This is a genomic window from Streptomyces sp. NBC_00454 (genome assembly GCF_041434015.1).
Classification (GTDB): domain Bacteria; phylum Actinomycetota; class Actinomycetes; order Streptomycetales; family Streptomycetaceae; genus Streptomyces.
Genome location: NZ_CP107907.1, coordinates 4,510,686 through 4,525,030 on the forward strand (window position 1 = coordinate 4,510,686; position 14,345 = coordinate 4,525,030).

Genomic DNA, 14,345 nt, shown 5'->3' on the forward strand with positions numbered 1-14,345 from the left:
GGTGTGATCGAATCGGGGGTATGGAGACCGAGTTGATCACCGTCGGCGGTGGAGGTCGTATCTGGGCCGAGGAGGCCGGGGACGGCCCTCCGCTCGTGCTGCTCCACGGATCGGTCCACGACAGCCGCCTGTGGGACCGGGTCTTCGCCGGGCTGGCACGTCACCACACCGTGGTGCGTTACGACGCCAGGGGGCACGGACGCTCGACACCTCCGACCGCGCCGTTCCGCTACGAGGACGACCTGCTGGCGGTCCTGGACCGGTTCGGCTTCCGGGACGCGGGTCTCGTCGGCTTGAGCATGGGGGGTGAGGTCGCGCTCGACTTCACCCTGGAACACCCCGAGCGGGTACGGTCGTTGACGCTGATCGCGGCGTCCGCCGGCGGGCACGAGTGGCCCCGTAGCCCTGAGACGAACGCGTACGCAGCGGCGTACCGGGCATCGGACGCGCGCCGCATCGCCGAGCTGGAGCTCACGCTCTGGGCGGGCCTGGGCGATCGGGCCCCCGGTTTCGAGGTCATCGAGCCCATGGTGCGGGAGAACGCCGAGGCCGCGGCCGCCGCCGAGAAGGGGCACGCGCTCGACCCGGCGGAGGTCGCCGTAGAGCGTCTGGACCGGATCGGGGTTCCGACGACGGTCGTCGTCGGCGATCACGACCACCCGGAGATCGGCGTCATTGCGGGGCGTCTCGTCGACGGAATCCCGGGCGCACGGCTGGAGTTGGTGGCCGGTGCGGACCACTACCTGCCGCTGCGGGCTCCGGGGCGGCTTCTCGAACTCCTCCTCGGTTCCGCGTCGTAGGGATAAGGTGCGCCGAAGTCGGGCTCGAGGGGGATGCGTTGGAACGTCGGAAGCTGATCGGGATAGGGGCGGGGCTGGCGGTCCTGCCCGTGCTGTGGGCCCTGCGCGAGGTGACGGGCGAGGCCGGCAAGGGCCCCTGGCACACGGATACCGCACCGCTGGAGCAGGCGTTCCCGCTGCTCGGCCCGCTCACCGACGCCAAGTGGGTGAGCAGCCGGGACAACGACCGGGAGCTGCCGTCGCCGGAGTTGGTGATCTCGGGCTTGGCGCGGCTGGCGCCGGGGAAGCTGAAGGAGCTGACGGCGACCTACCCCTTCGTCACCGAGGGGCCGACCGAGGACTTCAGCTCGTGGTTCGAGAAGCCCCTCAAGGGCCAGGGCCCGAAGGATCCGCGATGGATCTCGTCGAAGGACCTCGACCGCGACGGCTTCGGCTACCAGACCAACCTGTGGTTCGACAGTCGCAGCGACACCGTCCGCTTCTGGGCGCTCAATCCGTACGGCTACTAGCTGGGCCCTCCCTTCCGGATCTTGCATGATGGCCGGCATGAACACGGAAGCATGCGACCCGGGCGAGCTGGCCGCCCTTCGGGAGATATTCGCCTCCCGCCCCGAGGCGGCGCCGCCGGCGGGGTGGGAGGCGGTGCGGTCCTTCGAGGCGGAGCATCACATCGTGCTCCCGGAGCCTTACCGCACGTTCGTGGCGGAGATCTGCGACGGGCTGCGCGCCGGTCCTCCGTACTACGGGTTGCTCCCGCTCGCCGAAGTACCCCTGGACTGGGGCTCGGACCGCCCCGAACGCGTGCTCGCCGAGCCCTTCCCGCTCACGGAGGCATGGCTGTGGGAGGAGGACGACGACGAGGAGGAGCTGTCGGTAGAGGAGTACGAGGCCCGGCTGGCCCCTGTCTTCGACCACGGTTCACTGCTGCTGGGCACCGACGGGTGCGGGATGTACTGGCACTTGATCGTCACCGGTCCGCAGCGCGGTCACGTCTGGCAGATCGCCGGCGAGGGCGCGATGCCCTTCGGTCCCGAGTCGCCCGATGCCGTGATGCCCGGCACCCCCGGCTTCACGGGCTGGGCGACCCACTGGGCCGGGGGGCGTAGCTGGTTCCCGGACGCCTAGTGCTGCGGTGGGCGGCCGCCGAGTTGCGGGGGGCCGGGTCATGGGGGAGCCGGGTCGCGGGGGGCCGGGATTCGGTGGTGCCGGACGCCAAATACTTGAAAGCCGGTGAGGTAAATCCAACCAACCCCACCCCTCCGGCTCCCCGTCACTCGCATGGGTGAACTGTGCCAACTGGGGTGGATTTCGGGGTGGTTGCCGGGCATATGCTCGCCCCACACAACCTCAGACATGAGACGGCCCCCGCCGGGACTGGCATCCCGATCGAGGGCCTGACCACACAGGAAGCTAGACCTTCCCCATGGCTCTTAAGAACCCTAGCGCGCCCTCGCGCGGCCCGTCCCGTGTTCACGCCGGGACCGCCCGATCAGGTGCCCTTTCCGGAGTCGTTCACGTCAACGTGCGGCACGCGGACCACTACACCGTGATCGGCAACCACCTCGCGCAGCACCGCTCGCTCTCACTGGTCGCGATCGGCCTCGCCGCCTACATCCAGTCGCTGCCCGCCGGTGCGCGGGTCGGCATCAAGCGGCTGACGGAGCGGTTCCGGGAGGGGGAGGTACGGATCTCCGGAGCCCTGCGGGAGTTGGAGACGCACGGGTACCTGGAGCGCAGCCGCGTACGACTGGCGAGCGGCCAGATGGTCACCCGGACGGTGTCCTGCAACCGCCCGTCGGCGCGGCAGTCCCTGCGGAGTCCGGGGACCGGACCGGAACCAGTGCGGGAGGTGGCCCCCGAGCCGGAGCCCGAGCCCGAGTCGGAGCCGGAGCCTGCCCCGACCGTGGAACCGGAACTACGTTCTGAGCCTGAGCCTGAGCCTGAGCCCGCTCCGGCTCCCGCTCCCGTTCCCGCGCCTGAACCGGAGCCGATGCCGGAGCCCGAGCCTGCGCCCGCGGACGTGCCCACCTCCGCGCCGCTGATCGCAGCCGAGCCGGTCGCTGTGCAGGTGCTGGTCCCGGTGCCGGAGTCGGAGCCGTCCCCGGCGGCGCCGGACTCCGCCGCCGCGCCCGGGTCCGTACAACCGCCGGAGGCCGTCGCGCTGCTGGCCCGGCTGCGTTGCGAGGATCCGCGGCTGCTGCTCGCGGAGCGGGATGTGGCGCAGCTGGCGCCCGAGGTGGCGCGATGGCTGGACCGTGGGGCGGAGCCGGAGGCCGTGCGCCATGTGCTGGCTTCGGACCTTCCCGGCGACCTCCGCCACCCCGCGCGCCTCATCGCCCACCGGCTCAAGGCTTTGATCCCGCCCCGCCTCCCGGCGGCCGCGCCCGTACGCCTCGTCAGGCCGCCGGACCCGCTCCAGAACTGCGACGGCTGCGACCGCGCCTTCCGCGCCCCGACCCCGGGCCGCTGCCGCGACTGCCCACCCGTTCCATCGCCGGGGAATGCCTGACTCAGGGACCCGACGCGGCGTCGACTGCCTTTGCCCTGCAGTCCGAGCCGTGCACCCACCAGCCGTCCGGCCGGTCAGCCGTTCTCCGCCGGGTCGGCCCCGGGGTCGTGGGCGGGCGTCGCCAGCATCAATGCCGAGTCCGCGTGGAGCGTGATGCGTACCGGTGTGAAGGTGGTGGCGTCCACCGGTGACTGCCCGTTGCCGGGATTGCGGGTGTAGCGCGGATGGGCGCCTCCGCTGATCTGCCAGCGGATGCGGTGACCGACCTCGAACCTGTGGGCGGTCGAGCTCATCTCCACGGTGATCTGTGACGGGTCCTGTCCGGCTGTTTCCAGTTGGCCCAGGCCGTCGCAGATGTTGATGGAGCGGCCTTCCGCGTCCACGTCGCACAGGCGGGTGAAGACGTCGGCGTGGCCGGTGTCCGTGGAGATGCTCAGCCGTGCGGAGATCGGGCCGAGGACGTCCACGGGCTCGGTCAGCGGGGGGCCGGTGAAGGTCAGTACGTCGTCCCGGGCCTCCAGGGTGCTGTTGTCGCGGGGGCCGGCGGTGCGGGAGAGCAGCTGGCCGCCGAGGGACGGGGTGGGGTTGCCCGGGTCGTAGGAGAAGGAGGTCAGTGGTGCGGAGTCCGTGGGGGCCTGCTGGATGAGATGCCCCTGCGCGGTGGGGAACCAGGGGCTGACGGGCCCGGTCGGCGGCCATTCGGCGAGGTCCCGCCAGGCGTCTTCGCCGCCCACGTGCACGCGCACCTCGGTGGGGCGCAGGTCGGAGGGGTCGGCGTACAGGTGGGCGCGCAGCCAGGCGAGGCTCTCGGCGAAGACCTCGGGCCAGCCCTGTTGCAGGGCGGAGGTGTGGGTCCAGGGGCCGACGAGCAGGGAGGTCTCGCAGCCGGCCCGGCGCAGCCGCTCGTACTGCTCGAAGGTCTGGTCGGCCAGGGCGTCGTGCCAGCCGGTGATCAGGCTCGTGGGTATGCGGTGCCGCTCCGCCACCTCGCCCAGGGAAGCGCCGTGCCAGTACGGGTCCTCGGCGTCCGGGTGCGTCATCACATCGTCCATCCAGGGCACTTCGCCGCCGAGGGCCGACGTGTGCGCCCCGCGCAGCGGCTGCGCGGTGGTGGCTTCGTTCAGGCGTCGTTGCAGGCGCAGTGTGGCCTTCACGAACGGTGCCATGCCCTGGTGCTGGTAGGTCATGCCCGCGCCGACGGCGAGGGCGGTCTCCAGGTTGAGGGCGCCGTGCGCGTGGAACAGGGCGTGGGGATCGTGCAGGCCCACCTGCACCACCATCGCCTTCAGCTCCGGCGGCGGGTCCGCGGCGAGGGCCCACTGGACGTAGCCGAGGTAGCTGGGGCCGACGGTGCCCAGCGTGCCGTTGAACCAGGGCTGCTCGCGCAGCCAGGACACCGTGGCCCGGCCGTCGGCGGCCTCGTTGCGCCACAGGTCGAACGTGCCTCCCGAACCGCCGGTGCCGCGGCAGCTCTGGACGACCACGTGGAAGCCCTGTTCGGCGAAGAGCAGGCCGTACATGGGGGACCACGGCAGGCCCCTGCCGTACGGCGAGCGCACCAGGAGGGTGGGGAAGTCGCCCTCGGCGCGCGGGAAGTAGTGGTCCGTGATCAGCGGGCTGCCGTCGGCGGCCGGCACCACCAGTCCCGGCTCCCACCCGACGTCGTGCAGCTTGGCCGGGAGGCGTCGCCACGTCGCCCTCATCATCCGTGAGGAAAGGGGCGGCTTCCCGGAAGGCGGTGTCCAGGTCGGACTCAGCACGGAAGCGTGCGTGCTTGACGTCATCGTTCCCCTCCTTGATTCTCGTACCGTGTACGAGAATAGAATACTCGACTGAGGCCCACAAGGGCTGTCGATCAAGGAAGACGATCAAGGAAGGAGCGTGGAGCATGCCGCGTGACGGAGGGGTCGGCGCCCCGGGCGTCGACCCCCAGCAGCTCTGGCTGGGCTCCGGCCAGCCGCGCAGGGGCCGCAAGCCCACGTACAGCCGGGAGGCGATCACCGAGGCGGCCGTTGCCCTGGCGGACGCCGAGGGGCTGGAAGCGGTCACCATGCGCAAGGTCGCAGAACGGGCCGGAGCCGGCGTCATGTCGCTCTACAGCTACGCCCCCGACAAGGAGACCCTGCTGCACCTGATGGTCGACCACGTCAGCGGCGAGCTGCCGACCACGGACCCGCTCACCGGCGACTGGCGCGCCGACCTGAAGGCCATCGCCCACCTCCAGCGCGCCCACATGCTGCGACACCGCTGGCTGCCCGCCGCACTGTCCACCCGGCGCATCCCCGGGCCCAACACCCTGGCCTTCCTGGAGCACGCGCTCGCCGCCCTGCGGCCCGCGGGGCTGGACGGCATGGCGAAGCTGGAGATCTTCGCCCAGCTCACGGGATTCGTGGCCGGGCACGTCGGCCACGAGATCGCGCAGGCCGAAGCCTCGCAATCCCCCGAACGGGCCGCGGCCGAAGCCCGCTACCTCGTCGCCGTCGCCGCGGACGGCCGCCACCCGGAACTCGCCGAAGCCATTTCGGCCCCGGGGCGTCCCGCCACCCCCGAGGCCACCTTCACCCGGTTCCTCAACCGGCTGATCGACGGGCTCGACACCGACTGATCCCCGGCACTTCCTCCGGCGGGCTACGGGGCTACGGGGCTACGGGGCTGCGGGGTTACCGGGTTGCCGGGCTACTGGGCGCCCCCGTCGGCCTCGCGGGCCACCCGCTCCAGCCGGTCGCGGTAGTCCTCCCACCAGGACGGGTGGCCCGGCGGCATGCTGGTGTTGCCCTTTTCCATCCCCACGGCGCCGTCGATGAGTTCGCGGATGATGTCGGCGTGGCCGGCGTGCCGGTGGGTGTCGGCGGTCACTCGGACCAGGGCGTGGTGCAGCGTCACCTGGTTGTCGTGGCTCGGCCACCACGGCACCGTGCCGACCGTGTCCAGCGGCAGCGCGGCGATCGTCGCGTCCGCGTGCGCCCACGCCCGGCGGTAGAGGTCCACGATGTGCGCGTGCGACTCGTGGGCGGTGGCCCACATGTCCGAGTTGGGCTCGGTGCCCTCCTTGTGCCAGGGCAGCTCCTCGTCGAACGGACGGCCGAAGGTGTCGCCGAGGTAGCCAAGCTCCACGCCGGCTGCGTGCTTCACCAGGCCCAGGAGGTTGGTGCCGGTCGGCGTGTGGGGGCGGCGGGCGTCGTACTCCGAGAGTCCTTCGAGCTTCCAGAGGAGGGCGTCGCGGGCGGACTGCAGGTAGAAGTGCAGGTCGGCCTTGGGATCCGATGCGGTCATCCCCTCATTCTGCCGACCCGGTGATCTTTGTTCGCGGATATCCGCCGACGTGAGGTGACCGCGTGGAGCATCCGTGAAAAAAGGGGCACAGGGGTGTTCAGCGGTAATTACCGGTGAGTAGATTACCGGCGGTAACGCTCCGTCCGATCGAGGAGGACCCGCCGTGGATGCCGCGCCGAAGCTGGTGGAGCCCGTCAAGACCGTCATCGACGGGCGGGTGCGCCAGGTGGCCGTTCCCCCGCTGGCCCCCATGCCGGTGAGCGGGTCGCTCGGGGACATCCCGTTCCAGAACGCCGCCGAGGCCCCCCGCGACGCCGTGCTCGCCCGCAAGGAGCGGGACGGGAGCTGGCGGGACGTGACGGCGGCCGAGTTCGCCGCCGAGGTACTCGCCGTCGCGAAGGGGCTGATCGCCGAGGGGCTGCGGCCCGGCGACCGGCTGGCCATCATGGCGAGGACCACGTACGAGTGGACGCTGCTGGACTTCGCGGGCTGGGCGGCCGGGCTGGTCACCGTACCGATCTACCCGACCTCCTCCGCGATCCAGGCGCGCTGGATCATCCAGGACTCCGGGGCGGTGGCCTGCGCCGTGGAGGACACCGTGCAGGCGCGGATGCTCAGCGCCGATCGGGCCAACCTGCCCTGGCTGCGGCACCTCTGGGAGTTCGACACGGGCGCGGTGGCCCGGCTGGTCAAGGCCGGGGAGCACGTGCCCGACGAGGTCGTACGCGACCGGCGGGCCGGGTGCGCGCCGGAGTCCGTCGCCACGCTGATCTACACCTCGGGGACCACGGGGCAGCCCAAGGGGTGCGTGCTGACGCACGCCAACTTCTTCGCCGAGGTGGACAATTCGGTGGCGCTGTTGCACCCCGTCTTCAACTCGGTCAGCAAGGACCCGGCCTCCACGCTGCTCTTCCTGCCGCTGTCGCACGTCTTCGGGCGGATGGTGGCCGTCGGCTGCATGCGGGCGCGGGTGAAGCTCGGCCACGCGCCGAGCATCCGCGGCGAGGAGCTGCTCGCGGACCTGGCCGCTTTCCGGCCGACGTTCCTGCTCGCGATCCCGTACGTCCTGGAGAAGGTCTACAACACCGCGCGGGCGACCGCCGAGAGCATGGGCCGGGCCGCGTCCTTCGACCGGGCCGCCCGGATCGCGCGCAGCTTCGGCGAGGTGGTCGAGGGCAAGCGGCCGGGGATGCGGCTGCGGGCGGCGCGGGCGCTGTACGAGCCGCTCGTGTACCGCCGGATCCGGGCGGCGCTCGGCGGGCGCGTCCGGTACATCCTGAGCGGCGGCTCCCCGCTGGGGCGGCGCCTCGCCGCGTTCTACACGGGCGCCGGGATCGAGGTCTTCGAGGGCTACGGGCTCACGGAGACGACCGCCGCCGCCACCCTCACCCCGCCGCTGCGGCCCCGGCTCGGGACGGTGGGCTGGCCGCTGCCGGGCACGGCGGTGCGGATCGCGGACGACGGGGAGGTGCTGCTGTGCGGGCCGCACGTGTTTGCCGGCTACTGGAACGGGGCTCCGGTGGGCGGCGAGCAGTGGCTGGCCACCGGGGACATCGGCGAGCTCGACGCGGACGGATACCTCACCATCACCGGCCGCAAGAAGGACCTGATCATCACGAGCGGAGGCAAGAACGTGGCCCCCGCCCCGCTGGAGGACTGGCTACGGGCCCACCCGCTGGTCGGCCAGTGCATGGTGGTCGGCGACAACCGGCCCTACGTGACCGCGCTGATCACCCTGGAACCGGAGGGGCTCCAGCACTGGCGGCAGATACGCAAGAAGCAGGGCGTGCCGATCGCGCAGCTCGTCGAGGACGAAGACCTGCGGGCGGACGTGCAGCGGGCGGTGGACGAGGCGAACCAGCTGGTGTCGCGGGCGGAGTCGATCCGGCGGTTCACGGTACTGACGGGTGAATTCACGGAAGGGCGGGGGCATTTGACGCCTTCGCTGAAGCTGAAGCGGGGGGCTGTCGCCCGGGACTACGAGCGGGAGATCGAGGCCTTGTACCGCCGCGCGTAGCGGTCCCCGTGGCGGTCCCCGTGGCGGTCGCCGTAGCGGTCGCCGTGGCGGTCCTCTTGCGAGTCGGGGAGCGATTGGCCTTGATCAGGTCGAGCGGCGCGGCTGGCTGGCCGGGGCGTGGCTCATATGATCAACGGTGTTCGGCCCGCCCGTCACGAGGGTGGGCCCGAGCTCCGGGGGGAGCCGTGGTGAAGGTCTTGAGGGTGGGTGCCGCAATGGCCGGTGCGGTCGCGCTGGCCGTCGTGCTCGCCGGATGCGATACCGGGCCCGCACCGAAGGCGGCGGAACCGGCGCCCTCGCGGACTCCGCCGCCCGTGGTGCACCAGTCGGCGACCCCGGGCAGCACCGCGCCGCCGCCCGGCACCGAGGAGTGGGGCCCGGTCGTGGCGCTGAAGGGGGACGTCTCCGCGTACGCGGCCGTCCCGGACGGGAACAAGCTCCGGGTCCCGATCGTCATCGTGGGCAGCGGCGGGGCGTACTTCTACGACGTCACCCTTCGCGTCAAGGGGCCGAACGGGTACGAGGCCACGGGCACCTTCAGCACCGACACCGTCAGGCTGCGGCCGGGCGACTCCCTGCCCACCCAGGTGACCGTCTCCATGCCGGGCCGGACGCCGCCCGAGCAGCCCGAAGTGGAGATCGCCGAGGTCAAGCAGCGCGTCGGCTAGGACCCGCTTATGGTGGGCTGACTGGTTCGGGGGGTCGCCTCAGGAGGGTGCAGTGCACCGTTCCCGCCCCCGTCCCCGTGCCTTTTCCGCCTCCCGCTCCCGGTCCCGTCGGCGAATAGCCGCCGGCTTCTGCGCCACCACCCTGCTGCTCGGCGGCAGCCTCGCGGCCGGGCCCAGCCCGAGCCCCAGCCCGACGCCGAGCCCCAGTAAGAGCGAGAGCGCGGGCGCCACCGCCCCCCGGCTCCGCTGGGGGGACTGCCCCGAGAAGTCGGCTCCGCCGGAGATGCGGTGCGCGAGCCTGAGCGTGCCGCTGGACCACGACGCCCCGGGCAAGGGCAGCGTCAAGCTGGCCCTCGCCAAGCTTCCCGCCACCGAGACGGGCTCCGGCGGCTCGGGCGGCCGCAAGCCGCTCGGCTCGCTGCTCCTGAACTTCGGCGGACCCGGCGCCCCCGCCGTCTCCACCCTCGCCGCCGATCCCAACGCCTTCTCGGAACTCAACAAGCGCTACGACCTCGTCGCCTTCGACCCCCGCGGCGTCGGCCTCAGCGCGCCCGTCAGCTGCGACGGTTCCCCGGAAGCAGGCGAATCGGCCTCCGGCGGAGCCGGCGCGGACACCGCCGCCGCCGAGCTCGCCGCCCTGCGCGCCTGGGCCCAGCGCTGCGCGAAGGCCTCCGGCCCGGTGCTCCCGTACATCGGTACCGTCAGCGTGGCCCGGGACATGGACGTGATCCGCGAGGCCCTCGGCGAGAAGAAGCTCGACTTCCTCGGCTTCTCCTACGGGACCCGCCTCGGCGCGGTCTACGCCGCCCTGTTCCCGCAGCGCACCGGCCGCATGGTGCTCGACGGGGTCGACACGCTGAGCGAGCCGCTCACCGAGCAGGCCCTGCGCTCGGCGGTCGGCCAGCAGCGGGCCCTGGAGAACTTCCTCGCCTGGTGCGCGCGCCAGAAGGGCTGCGTCTACGGCACGAACACCCGTACCGCCAAGGAGAAGGTCGAAGCCCTCGTCACCCGGCTCGACGCCGAACCGCTCGTCGGCGAGGGCGGTGTGCGCTTCACCGGGCAGGACGTGACCGAGGCGATCGGCAACGCCCTGTACTCGCAGAGGCTGTGGCCGCCGCTCGCGAAGGCGCTCGCCCTCGTCGAGCGCGACGGCGACCCGGTGGGCCTGATGCAGCTCGGCGGCCCGCTCGAACCGCCCCCGCCGGACACCGCCGGCGAGGACCCGGCCGACAAGGTGCCCGCCGACAACGTCGAAGCCGCGCTCATCGCCGTGAGCTGCGCCGACGACCCCGACCGCGGTGACGCCAAGGCCTCCCCGGCGGCGATCGAGCGGGAGATCGAGGAGCTCCAGCCGGTGTTCCTGGCCGCCTCGCCGATCTTCGGGCCGCGCCAGCTGATGACGGTCCTGTCCTGCTACGGGCGCCCCGCCGGCACCGATTTCATCCGGAAGATCGACCGCCCGGCCGGGATCCCGCGGATCCTGCTCGTCGGTACCCGCGGCGACCCGGCGACCCCGTACGAGTGGACGGAGGAGACGGCGAAGCGGCTCGGCAACACCGTGGTCCTGGACTACAAGGGCGACGGGCACACCGGCTACGTGGCCTCGCCCTGCGTACGCGGCTACGTGGACCACTTCCTCGTCGACGGCCGCCTGCCGTCCGGGACGCGCTCCTGCCCCGCCGGGGAGTGAGGAACCGTTCCCTTGCCCCCCGGCGGGGCCCCGGCGGGGCGCGGACCCCGTACGCCGTACTACCGCGCCCCGGTCAGCAGTTGGGGTGGGCCGAGCGGCCCGCGAAGCGGTCCGCGAGCCAGTTCCCGGCCGCCAGGGAGTGGGTGATCACGCCGCTGACGTGCTCGCCGAGCAAGATGGTGTCGAATTCGACGTTCGCGCCCTTCGCGCACCAGTCGGAGCGCAGCTGGCGCCCGACGGCGTACGGGATGAGCTCGTCGCCGAGCGCGTGGTACTGGTACACGGGCGCGGCTGGGGCGGTCCGCCCGAGCTTGCTCTGGTTCAGGCGGGCCTGCCAGTCGGGCTGCGCGAGCGGGTTGCGGGTGGTCAGGTCGCTGATCCGCTTGAAGGAGCCGGCGATGGCGTCGATCGCGACGCAGCCGTCCTTCATGCCGTTGACCAGGACCTTTCCGGCCGGGTTGAGGTAGGAGTCGAGGTCGAGCTCCGGGAAGGCGGCGTCCTGGCCGGCGGCGGCCATGAAGATGAGGCCGGAGCCGTAGGAGCCGTTGTTGAAGTCGGCCACCTTCAGCAGGTCGGCCGGGACGCCGCCCGTCGCCGTGCCCTTGACCTGCAACTCCGGTGCGTACGAGCCCTGCAGCTCGGCGGCCCAGCTGCTGGCCTGGCCGCCCTGGGAGTAACCCATGATGCCGACCGGGGTGTTGGCCCCGAGCCCGGCCTCGGGGAGGCGGGTGGCCGCGCGGGCGGCGTCGAGCATCGCGTGGCCGGCGGACGGGCCGACGGTGTAGGTGTGCAGGCCGGGGGTGCCGAGGCCCTCGTAGTCGGTGACGACCACGGCCCAGCCGCGCAGGGTGAGCTGCTGGATGAGGTTGGCCTCCATGGCGGTGCCGTTGGGGAGGTTGTTGCTCGGCGCGCACGAGTCGCCCAGGCCGACGGTGCCGACGGCGTAGGTGATGAGGGGGCGCGGGCCGATGCGGCCGTCCTGCGGGACGATGACGGTGCCGGAGACCACGTTCGGGGCGCCGTCGGCGGTCGTCGAGTTGTAGAGGATCTTCCAGGCCTTGGTGTTGGTGGGCTGGCCGGGCAGCGGGTGGAAGGCGGACGGCGCGGTGCTCACGATGTCGCCGGGGCGGGCGGCGGCCTGACCGGCCTCGGAGTCGGCGGCGGCGCGTGCGGTGGAGGGCAGGGCGGCCGAGAGGGCCAGGGCGGCCACGGCGGCCAGCGCGGTGCGTGCGGTTCGCGCGGAGTTTCGGATACGCATGGGGCGGCTCTCCCAAGGGGTCCGGGTGGGGGTAGGTGAGGAGACCGTAGTGACCGACCGGTAGGAACGTCGCTGACCGCGCAGCTCACCTTTCCTGACCCGGGGCCTCATTCACCCGGTCGGCCCTCGGGGTGGGGTGCGGCAGTGGACCGGAGGGCGCCGCGGTGGAGCCGGAGGTTCAACTCCTATGACGGCATGTCGAGTTGGCCAATGCTGACCCTTGTGAGGCAGGTGGGCGGTGTGATTAATGGTCCTCACGCAGTCAACTGGGGGAGCCATGGAATTCAACGGTGCCGCGCCACCGCCACCGCCGTCAGCACCGCCGCTACCGCCCCTGCCACGGTATTCCGGCGGCGGGTCCGGTCTGGACCTGCGGGTCAGCCGGCGCCTGCTCTGGGTCGGGGAGGCCGCCTATCCGCTGCACAACATCGTCCGGGTGCAGACCACTGTGCTCGTGCCCAACCGGGCACTCGCCTGGGGGCAGTTCCTGAAGTGGATGGCCGGCCTGATCGTGGTCTTCGTCGTGCTGCAGATGCTCTACGAGGAGAGTTCGAGTTCCTCCTACGACGACGGGAACTCCACCGGCGAGGTGCTGTGGACCATCGGAATCTTCACGCTGATCTGCCTCGTCTCGCTGCTCGTGTACAGATTGACCAGGCCGGACGAGCACGTACTGACCGTGGAGACCGCCGGTGCGTCCGTCGCGCTGGTGACGATGACGGACAAGAGCCGGCTGCAGGTGATCGTCCAGTACATCGTCAACGCCATAGAGAACCCGGCGGCGGAGTTCTCCGTACGGGTGGAGCGGCTGCTGGTGAACCCGAAGAGCTACCACTACGGAGACACTGTGAACGTCAACGGCTCGGGCAACATCGGGGTGAGCAAGTGACGGCCGGGGAGACCGACAGCGGCGGCGGCACCTCGTACCACTACGGGGACAGCGTCACGGTCAACGGGTCGCACAACATCGGCATCGTCAAGAACGAGTCCCCGACCATCGCCCAGCAGGCGCCCCCGACCCTGGAGGGGGAGATCGAGGCGCTGCGGCAGATGCTCCTGGTGCTGCGCTCCCAGGTCGAACCGGCGAGCGTGCGCAGCATTGACCGGAGCCTGCCGGCGATCGCGATCGCGTCCGCGGACTCCGCCGAGGGCTCTGCGGCCGCGACGGCCGCCGACGGGACCTTCGAGGAGAGGCGGCACGGCGCCCTGATGGCGGTCCTCGGCATCGCCACGGCCGCCCGTGAGATCGGAGTGCCGGTCGTCGCGGCGGTGCACGCTGTCCTGGGGATGCTGGGAGGTGGCTGAAGGGTGCTGACCCCGCCCGGGGCGCCTCCGTAGACTGCCGGGCATGGCATGCCGCATCAGTGAACTGGTCATCGACGCCGCAGACCCGGACCGGCTCGCCGCGTTCTGGAGCGAGGTCCTCGGCTACGTGGAACTCGGCCGCGAGGACGACGGAAGCATCGAGATCGGGCCACCCGACGCCGGCTTCGGCGGCCCCCAGCCCACCCTCGTCCTGAGCCCCAGCAGCGACCCGCGGCCCGGGAAGCTGCCCCTGCACATCGACGTCAGCCCCACCGACCGCGACCAGGACGCCGAGCTGGAGCGGCTGCTCGCCCTCGGCGCCCGGCCCGCCGACGTCGGTCAGAGCGGCACCGAGAGCTGGCACGTCCTGGCCGACCCGGAAGGCAACGAGTTCTGCCTCCTGCGCACCCGGATCCGGCCCTTCCCGAAGGAGACGGCCTAGCCCTCCTGGAGCACGGAGAAGACATTGCCCGAGGGGTCGGTGAACCAGGCGACGTTCATTCCCTCCTCGCGCACGATGCCCCTGTCGTCCTGCGCGAACTCGGGGTAGCGCTCGAAGAGGATCCCGCGCCGGGTCAGTTCGTCGACCGCCGCGTCCACGTCGGCGACGGGGAAGTTGAGGACGGTGAACCCGGCCGGGGTGTGGTTCTCCTTCGGGTACACGAGGATCTCCGTGCCGCCCGCGATGTGCAGGGTCAGCAGGCCGTTCTTCTCGGTCACCTTGAGACCGAGGATCCCTTCGTAGAACTCCTTCGCCCGTTTGATGTCGTCCACGGCGAAACTGCTGAATGCCTTGGTGTCGGTGAACACGCGCCCGTCCTCCTT

At 71.7% G+C, this 14,345-nt stretch carries 15 protein-coding genes; 11 read left to right on the forward strand and 4 right to left on the reverse strand.

The window, feature by feature from the left end:
- The first annotated feature begins 20 nt into the window (after positions 1 to 20).
- The 4 genes from OHU74_RS20975 to OHU74_RS20990 all read left to right on the forward strand — a co-directional run bounded on the left by OHU74_RS20975 (position 21) and on the right by OHU74_RS20990 (position 3,309).
- Complete coding sequence (locus OHU74_RS20975; RefSeq protein ID WP_371617332.1) at positions 21 to 800, forward strand: alpha/beta fold hydrolase; 780 nt, start codon at positions 21 to 23, stop codon at positions 798 to 800.
- A gap of 38 nt (positions 801 to 838) precedes the next feature.
- Complete coding sequence (locus OHU74_RS20980; RefSeq protein ID WP_371617333.1) at positions 839 to 1,309, forward strand: hypothetical protein; 471 nt, start codon at positions 839 to 841, stop codon at positions 1,307 to 1,309.
- A gap of 25 nt (positions 1,310 to 1,334) precedes the next feature.
- The gene (locus OHU74_RS20985; protein WP_371617334.1) at positions 1,335 to 1,925 is read left to right on the forward strand and encodes an SMI1/KNR4 family protein; all 591 of its coding nucleotides are present in this window, start codon (positions 1,335 to 1,337) and stop codon (positions 1,923 to 1,925) included.
- Positions 1,926 to 2,322: 397 nt separating this feature from the next.
- Positions 2,323 to 3,309, forward strand: coding sequence for a helix-turn-helix domain-containing protein (locus tag OHU74_RS20990; protein WP_371617335.1), 987 nt, complete (start codon positions 2,323 to 2,325; stop codon positions 3,307 to 3,309).
- A 74-nt stretch (positions 3,310 to 3,383) separates the two neighbouring features.
- Here OHU74_RS20990 and OHU74_RS20995 read toward each other — a convergent pair whose 3' ends face one another.
- A complete protein-coding gene (locus OHU74_RS20995) occupies positions 3,384 to 5,012 on the reverse strand; it encodes a CocE/NonD family hydrolase (protein ID WP_371619753.1) in 1,629 nt (542 codons plus the stop codon).
- A 185-nt stretch (positions 5,013 to 5,197) separates the two neighbouring features.
- On the opposite strand from OHU74_RS20995, the gene OHU74_RS21000 reads away from it, so the two are divergent.
- Entirely contained in the window at positions 5,198 to 5,914 is a 717-nt protein-coding gene (locus OHU74_RS21000; RefSeq protein WP_371617336.1) for a TetR/AcrR family transcriptional regulator, read from the forward strand.
- A gap of 71 nt (positions 5,915 to 5,985) precedes the next feature.
- Here the strand turns inward: OHU74_RS21000 and OHU74_RS21005 are convergent, their stop codons facing one another.
- Positions 5,986 to 6,582, reverse strand: a complete 597-nt coding sequence (locus tag OHU74_RS21005; RefSeq protein WP_371617337.1) for a DinB family protein — start codon at positions 6,580 to 6,582, stop codon at positions 5,986 to 5,988.
- 163 nt (positions 6,583 to 6,745) lie between these two features.
- Between OHU74_RS21005 and OHU74_RS21010 the strand changes: the two genes are divergently transcribed.
- From OHU74_RS21010 to OHU74_RS21020, 3 genes are all read left to right on the forward strand, one after another.
- Positions 6,746 to 8,599, forward strand: a complete 1,854-nt coding sequence (locus tag OHU74_RS21010; RefSeq protein ID WP_371617338.1) for a long-chain fatty acid--CoA ligase — start codon at positions 6,746 to 6,748, stop codon at positions 8,597 to 8,599.
- A gap of 203 nt (positions 8,600 to 8,802) precedes the next feature.
- On the forward strand, positions 8,803 to 9,267 hold the full coding sequence (locus OHU74_RS21015) for an NEW3 domain-containing protein (RefSeq protein ID WP_371617339.1): 465 nt from the start codon (positions 8,803 to 8,805) through the stop codon (positions 9,265 to 9,267).
- A gap of 52 nt (positions 9,268 to 9,319) precedes the next feature.
- A complete protein-coding gene (locus OHU74_RS21020) occupies positions 9,320 to 10,957 on the forward strand; it encodes an alpha/beta hydrolase (RefSeq protein WP_371617340.1) in 1,638 nt (545 codons plus the stop codon).
- A 73-nt stretch (positions 10,958 to 11,030) separates the two neighbouring features.
- Here the strand turns inward: OHU74_RS21020 and OHU74_RS21025 are convergent, their stop codons facing one another.
- Positions 11,031 to 12,215: a lipase family protein gene (locus OHU74_RS21025; RefSeq protein ID WP_371617341.1), complete on the reverse strand. Its 1,185-nt coding sequence runs from the start codon at positions 12,213 to 12,215 to the stop codon at positions 11,031 to 11,033.
- A gap of 277 nt (positions 12,216 to 12,492) precedes the next feature.
- Here OHU74_RS21025 and OHU74_RS21030 point away from each other — a divergent pair, with 277 nt between their 5' ends.
- The 3 genes from OHU74_RS21030 to OHU74_RS21040 are packed head-to-tail and all read left to right on the forward strand — an operon-like array spanning position 12,493 to position 13,962.
- Positions 12,493 to 13,104, forward strand: a complete 612-nt coding sequence (locus OHU74_RS21030) for a DUF6232 family protein (protein ID WP_371617342.1) — start codon at positions 12,493 to 12,495, stop codon at positions 13,102 to 13,104.
- Positions 13,101 to 13,520 (forward strand): hypothetical protein, encoded by a 420-nt coding sequence (locus OHU74_RS21035; RefSeq protein ID WP_371617343.1) that lies wholly within the window; start codon positions 13,101 to 13,103, stop codon positions 13,518 to 13,520. The genes OHU74_RS21030 and OHU74_RS21035 overlap by 4 nt, the downstream gene beginning before the upstream one ends.
- A 43-nt stretch (positions 13,521 to 13,563) precedes the next feature.
- Entirely contained in the window at positions 13,564 to 13,962 is a 399-nt protein-coding gene (locus OHU74_RS21040) for a VOC family protein (protein WP_371617344.1), read from the forward strand.
- On the opposite strand, the gene OHU74_RS21045 is transcribed toward OHU74_RS21040, so the two are convergent.
- Positions 13,959 to 14,330: a VOC family protein gene (locus tag OHU74_RS21045; RefSeq protein ID WP_371617345.1), complete on the reverse strand. Its 372-nt coding sequence runs from the start codon at positions 14,328 to 14,330 to the stop codon at positions 13,959 to 13,961. The genes OHU74_RS21040 and OHU74_RS21045 overlap by 4 nt on opposite strands.
- Positions 14,331 to 14,345 lie beyond the last annotated feature (15 nt).

Bases quoted from the DNA above. Each gene is read 5' to 3' on its own strand.
- OHU74_RS21000 (WP_371617336.1), top strand. From the start codon at position 5,198: ATGCCGCGTGACGGAGGGGTCGGCGCCCCGGGCGTCGACCCCCAGCAG.
- OHU74_RS20985 (WP_371617334.1), top strand. From the start codon at position 1,335: ATGATGGCCGGCATGAACACGGAAGCATGCGACCCGGGCGAGCTGGCC.
- OHU74_RS21030 (WP_371617342.1), top strand. From the start codon at position 12,493: ATGGAATTCAACGGTGCCGCGCCACCGCCACCGCCGTCAGCACCGCCG.
- OHU74_RS20995 (WP_371619753.1), bottom strand. From the start codon at position 5,012: ATGAGGGCGACGTGGCGACGCCTCCCGGCCAAGCTGCACGACGTCGGG.
- OHU74_RS21040 (WP_371617344.1), top strand. From the start codon at position 13,564: ATGGCATGCCGCATCAGTGAACTGGTCATCGACGCCGCAGACCCGGAC.
- OHU74_RS20975 (WP_371617332.1), top strand. From the start codon at position 21: ATGGAGACCGAGTTGATCACCGTCGGCGGTGGAGGTCGTATCTGGGCC.
- OHU74_RS21005 (WP_371617337.1), bottom strand. From the start codon at position 6,582: ATGACCGCATCGGATCCCAAGGCCGACCTGCACTTCTACCTGCAGTCC.
- OHU74_RS21025 (WP_371617341.1), bottom strand. From the start codon at position 12,215: ATGCGTATCCGAAACTCCGCGCGAACCGCACGCACCGCGCTGGCCGCC.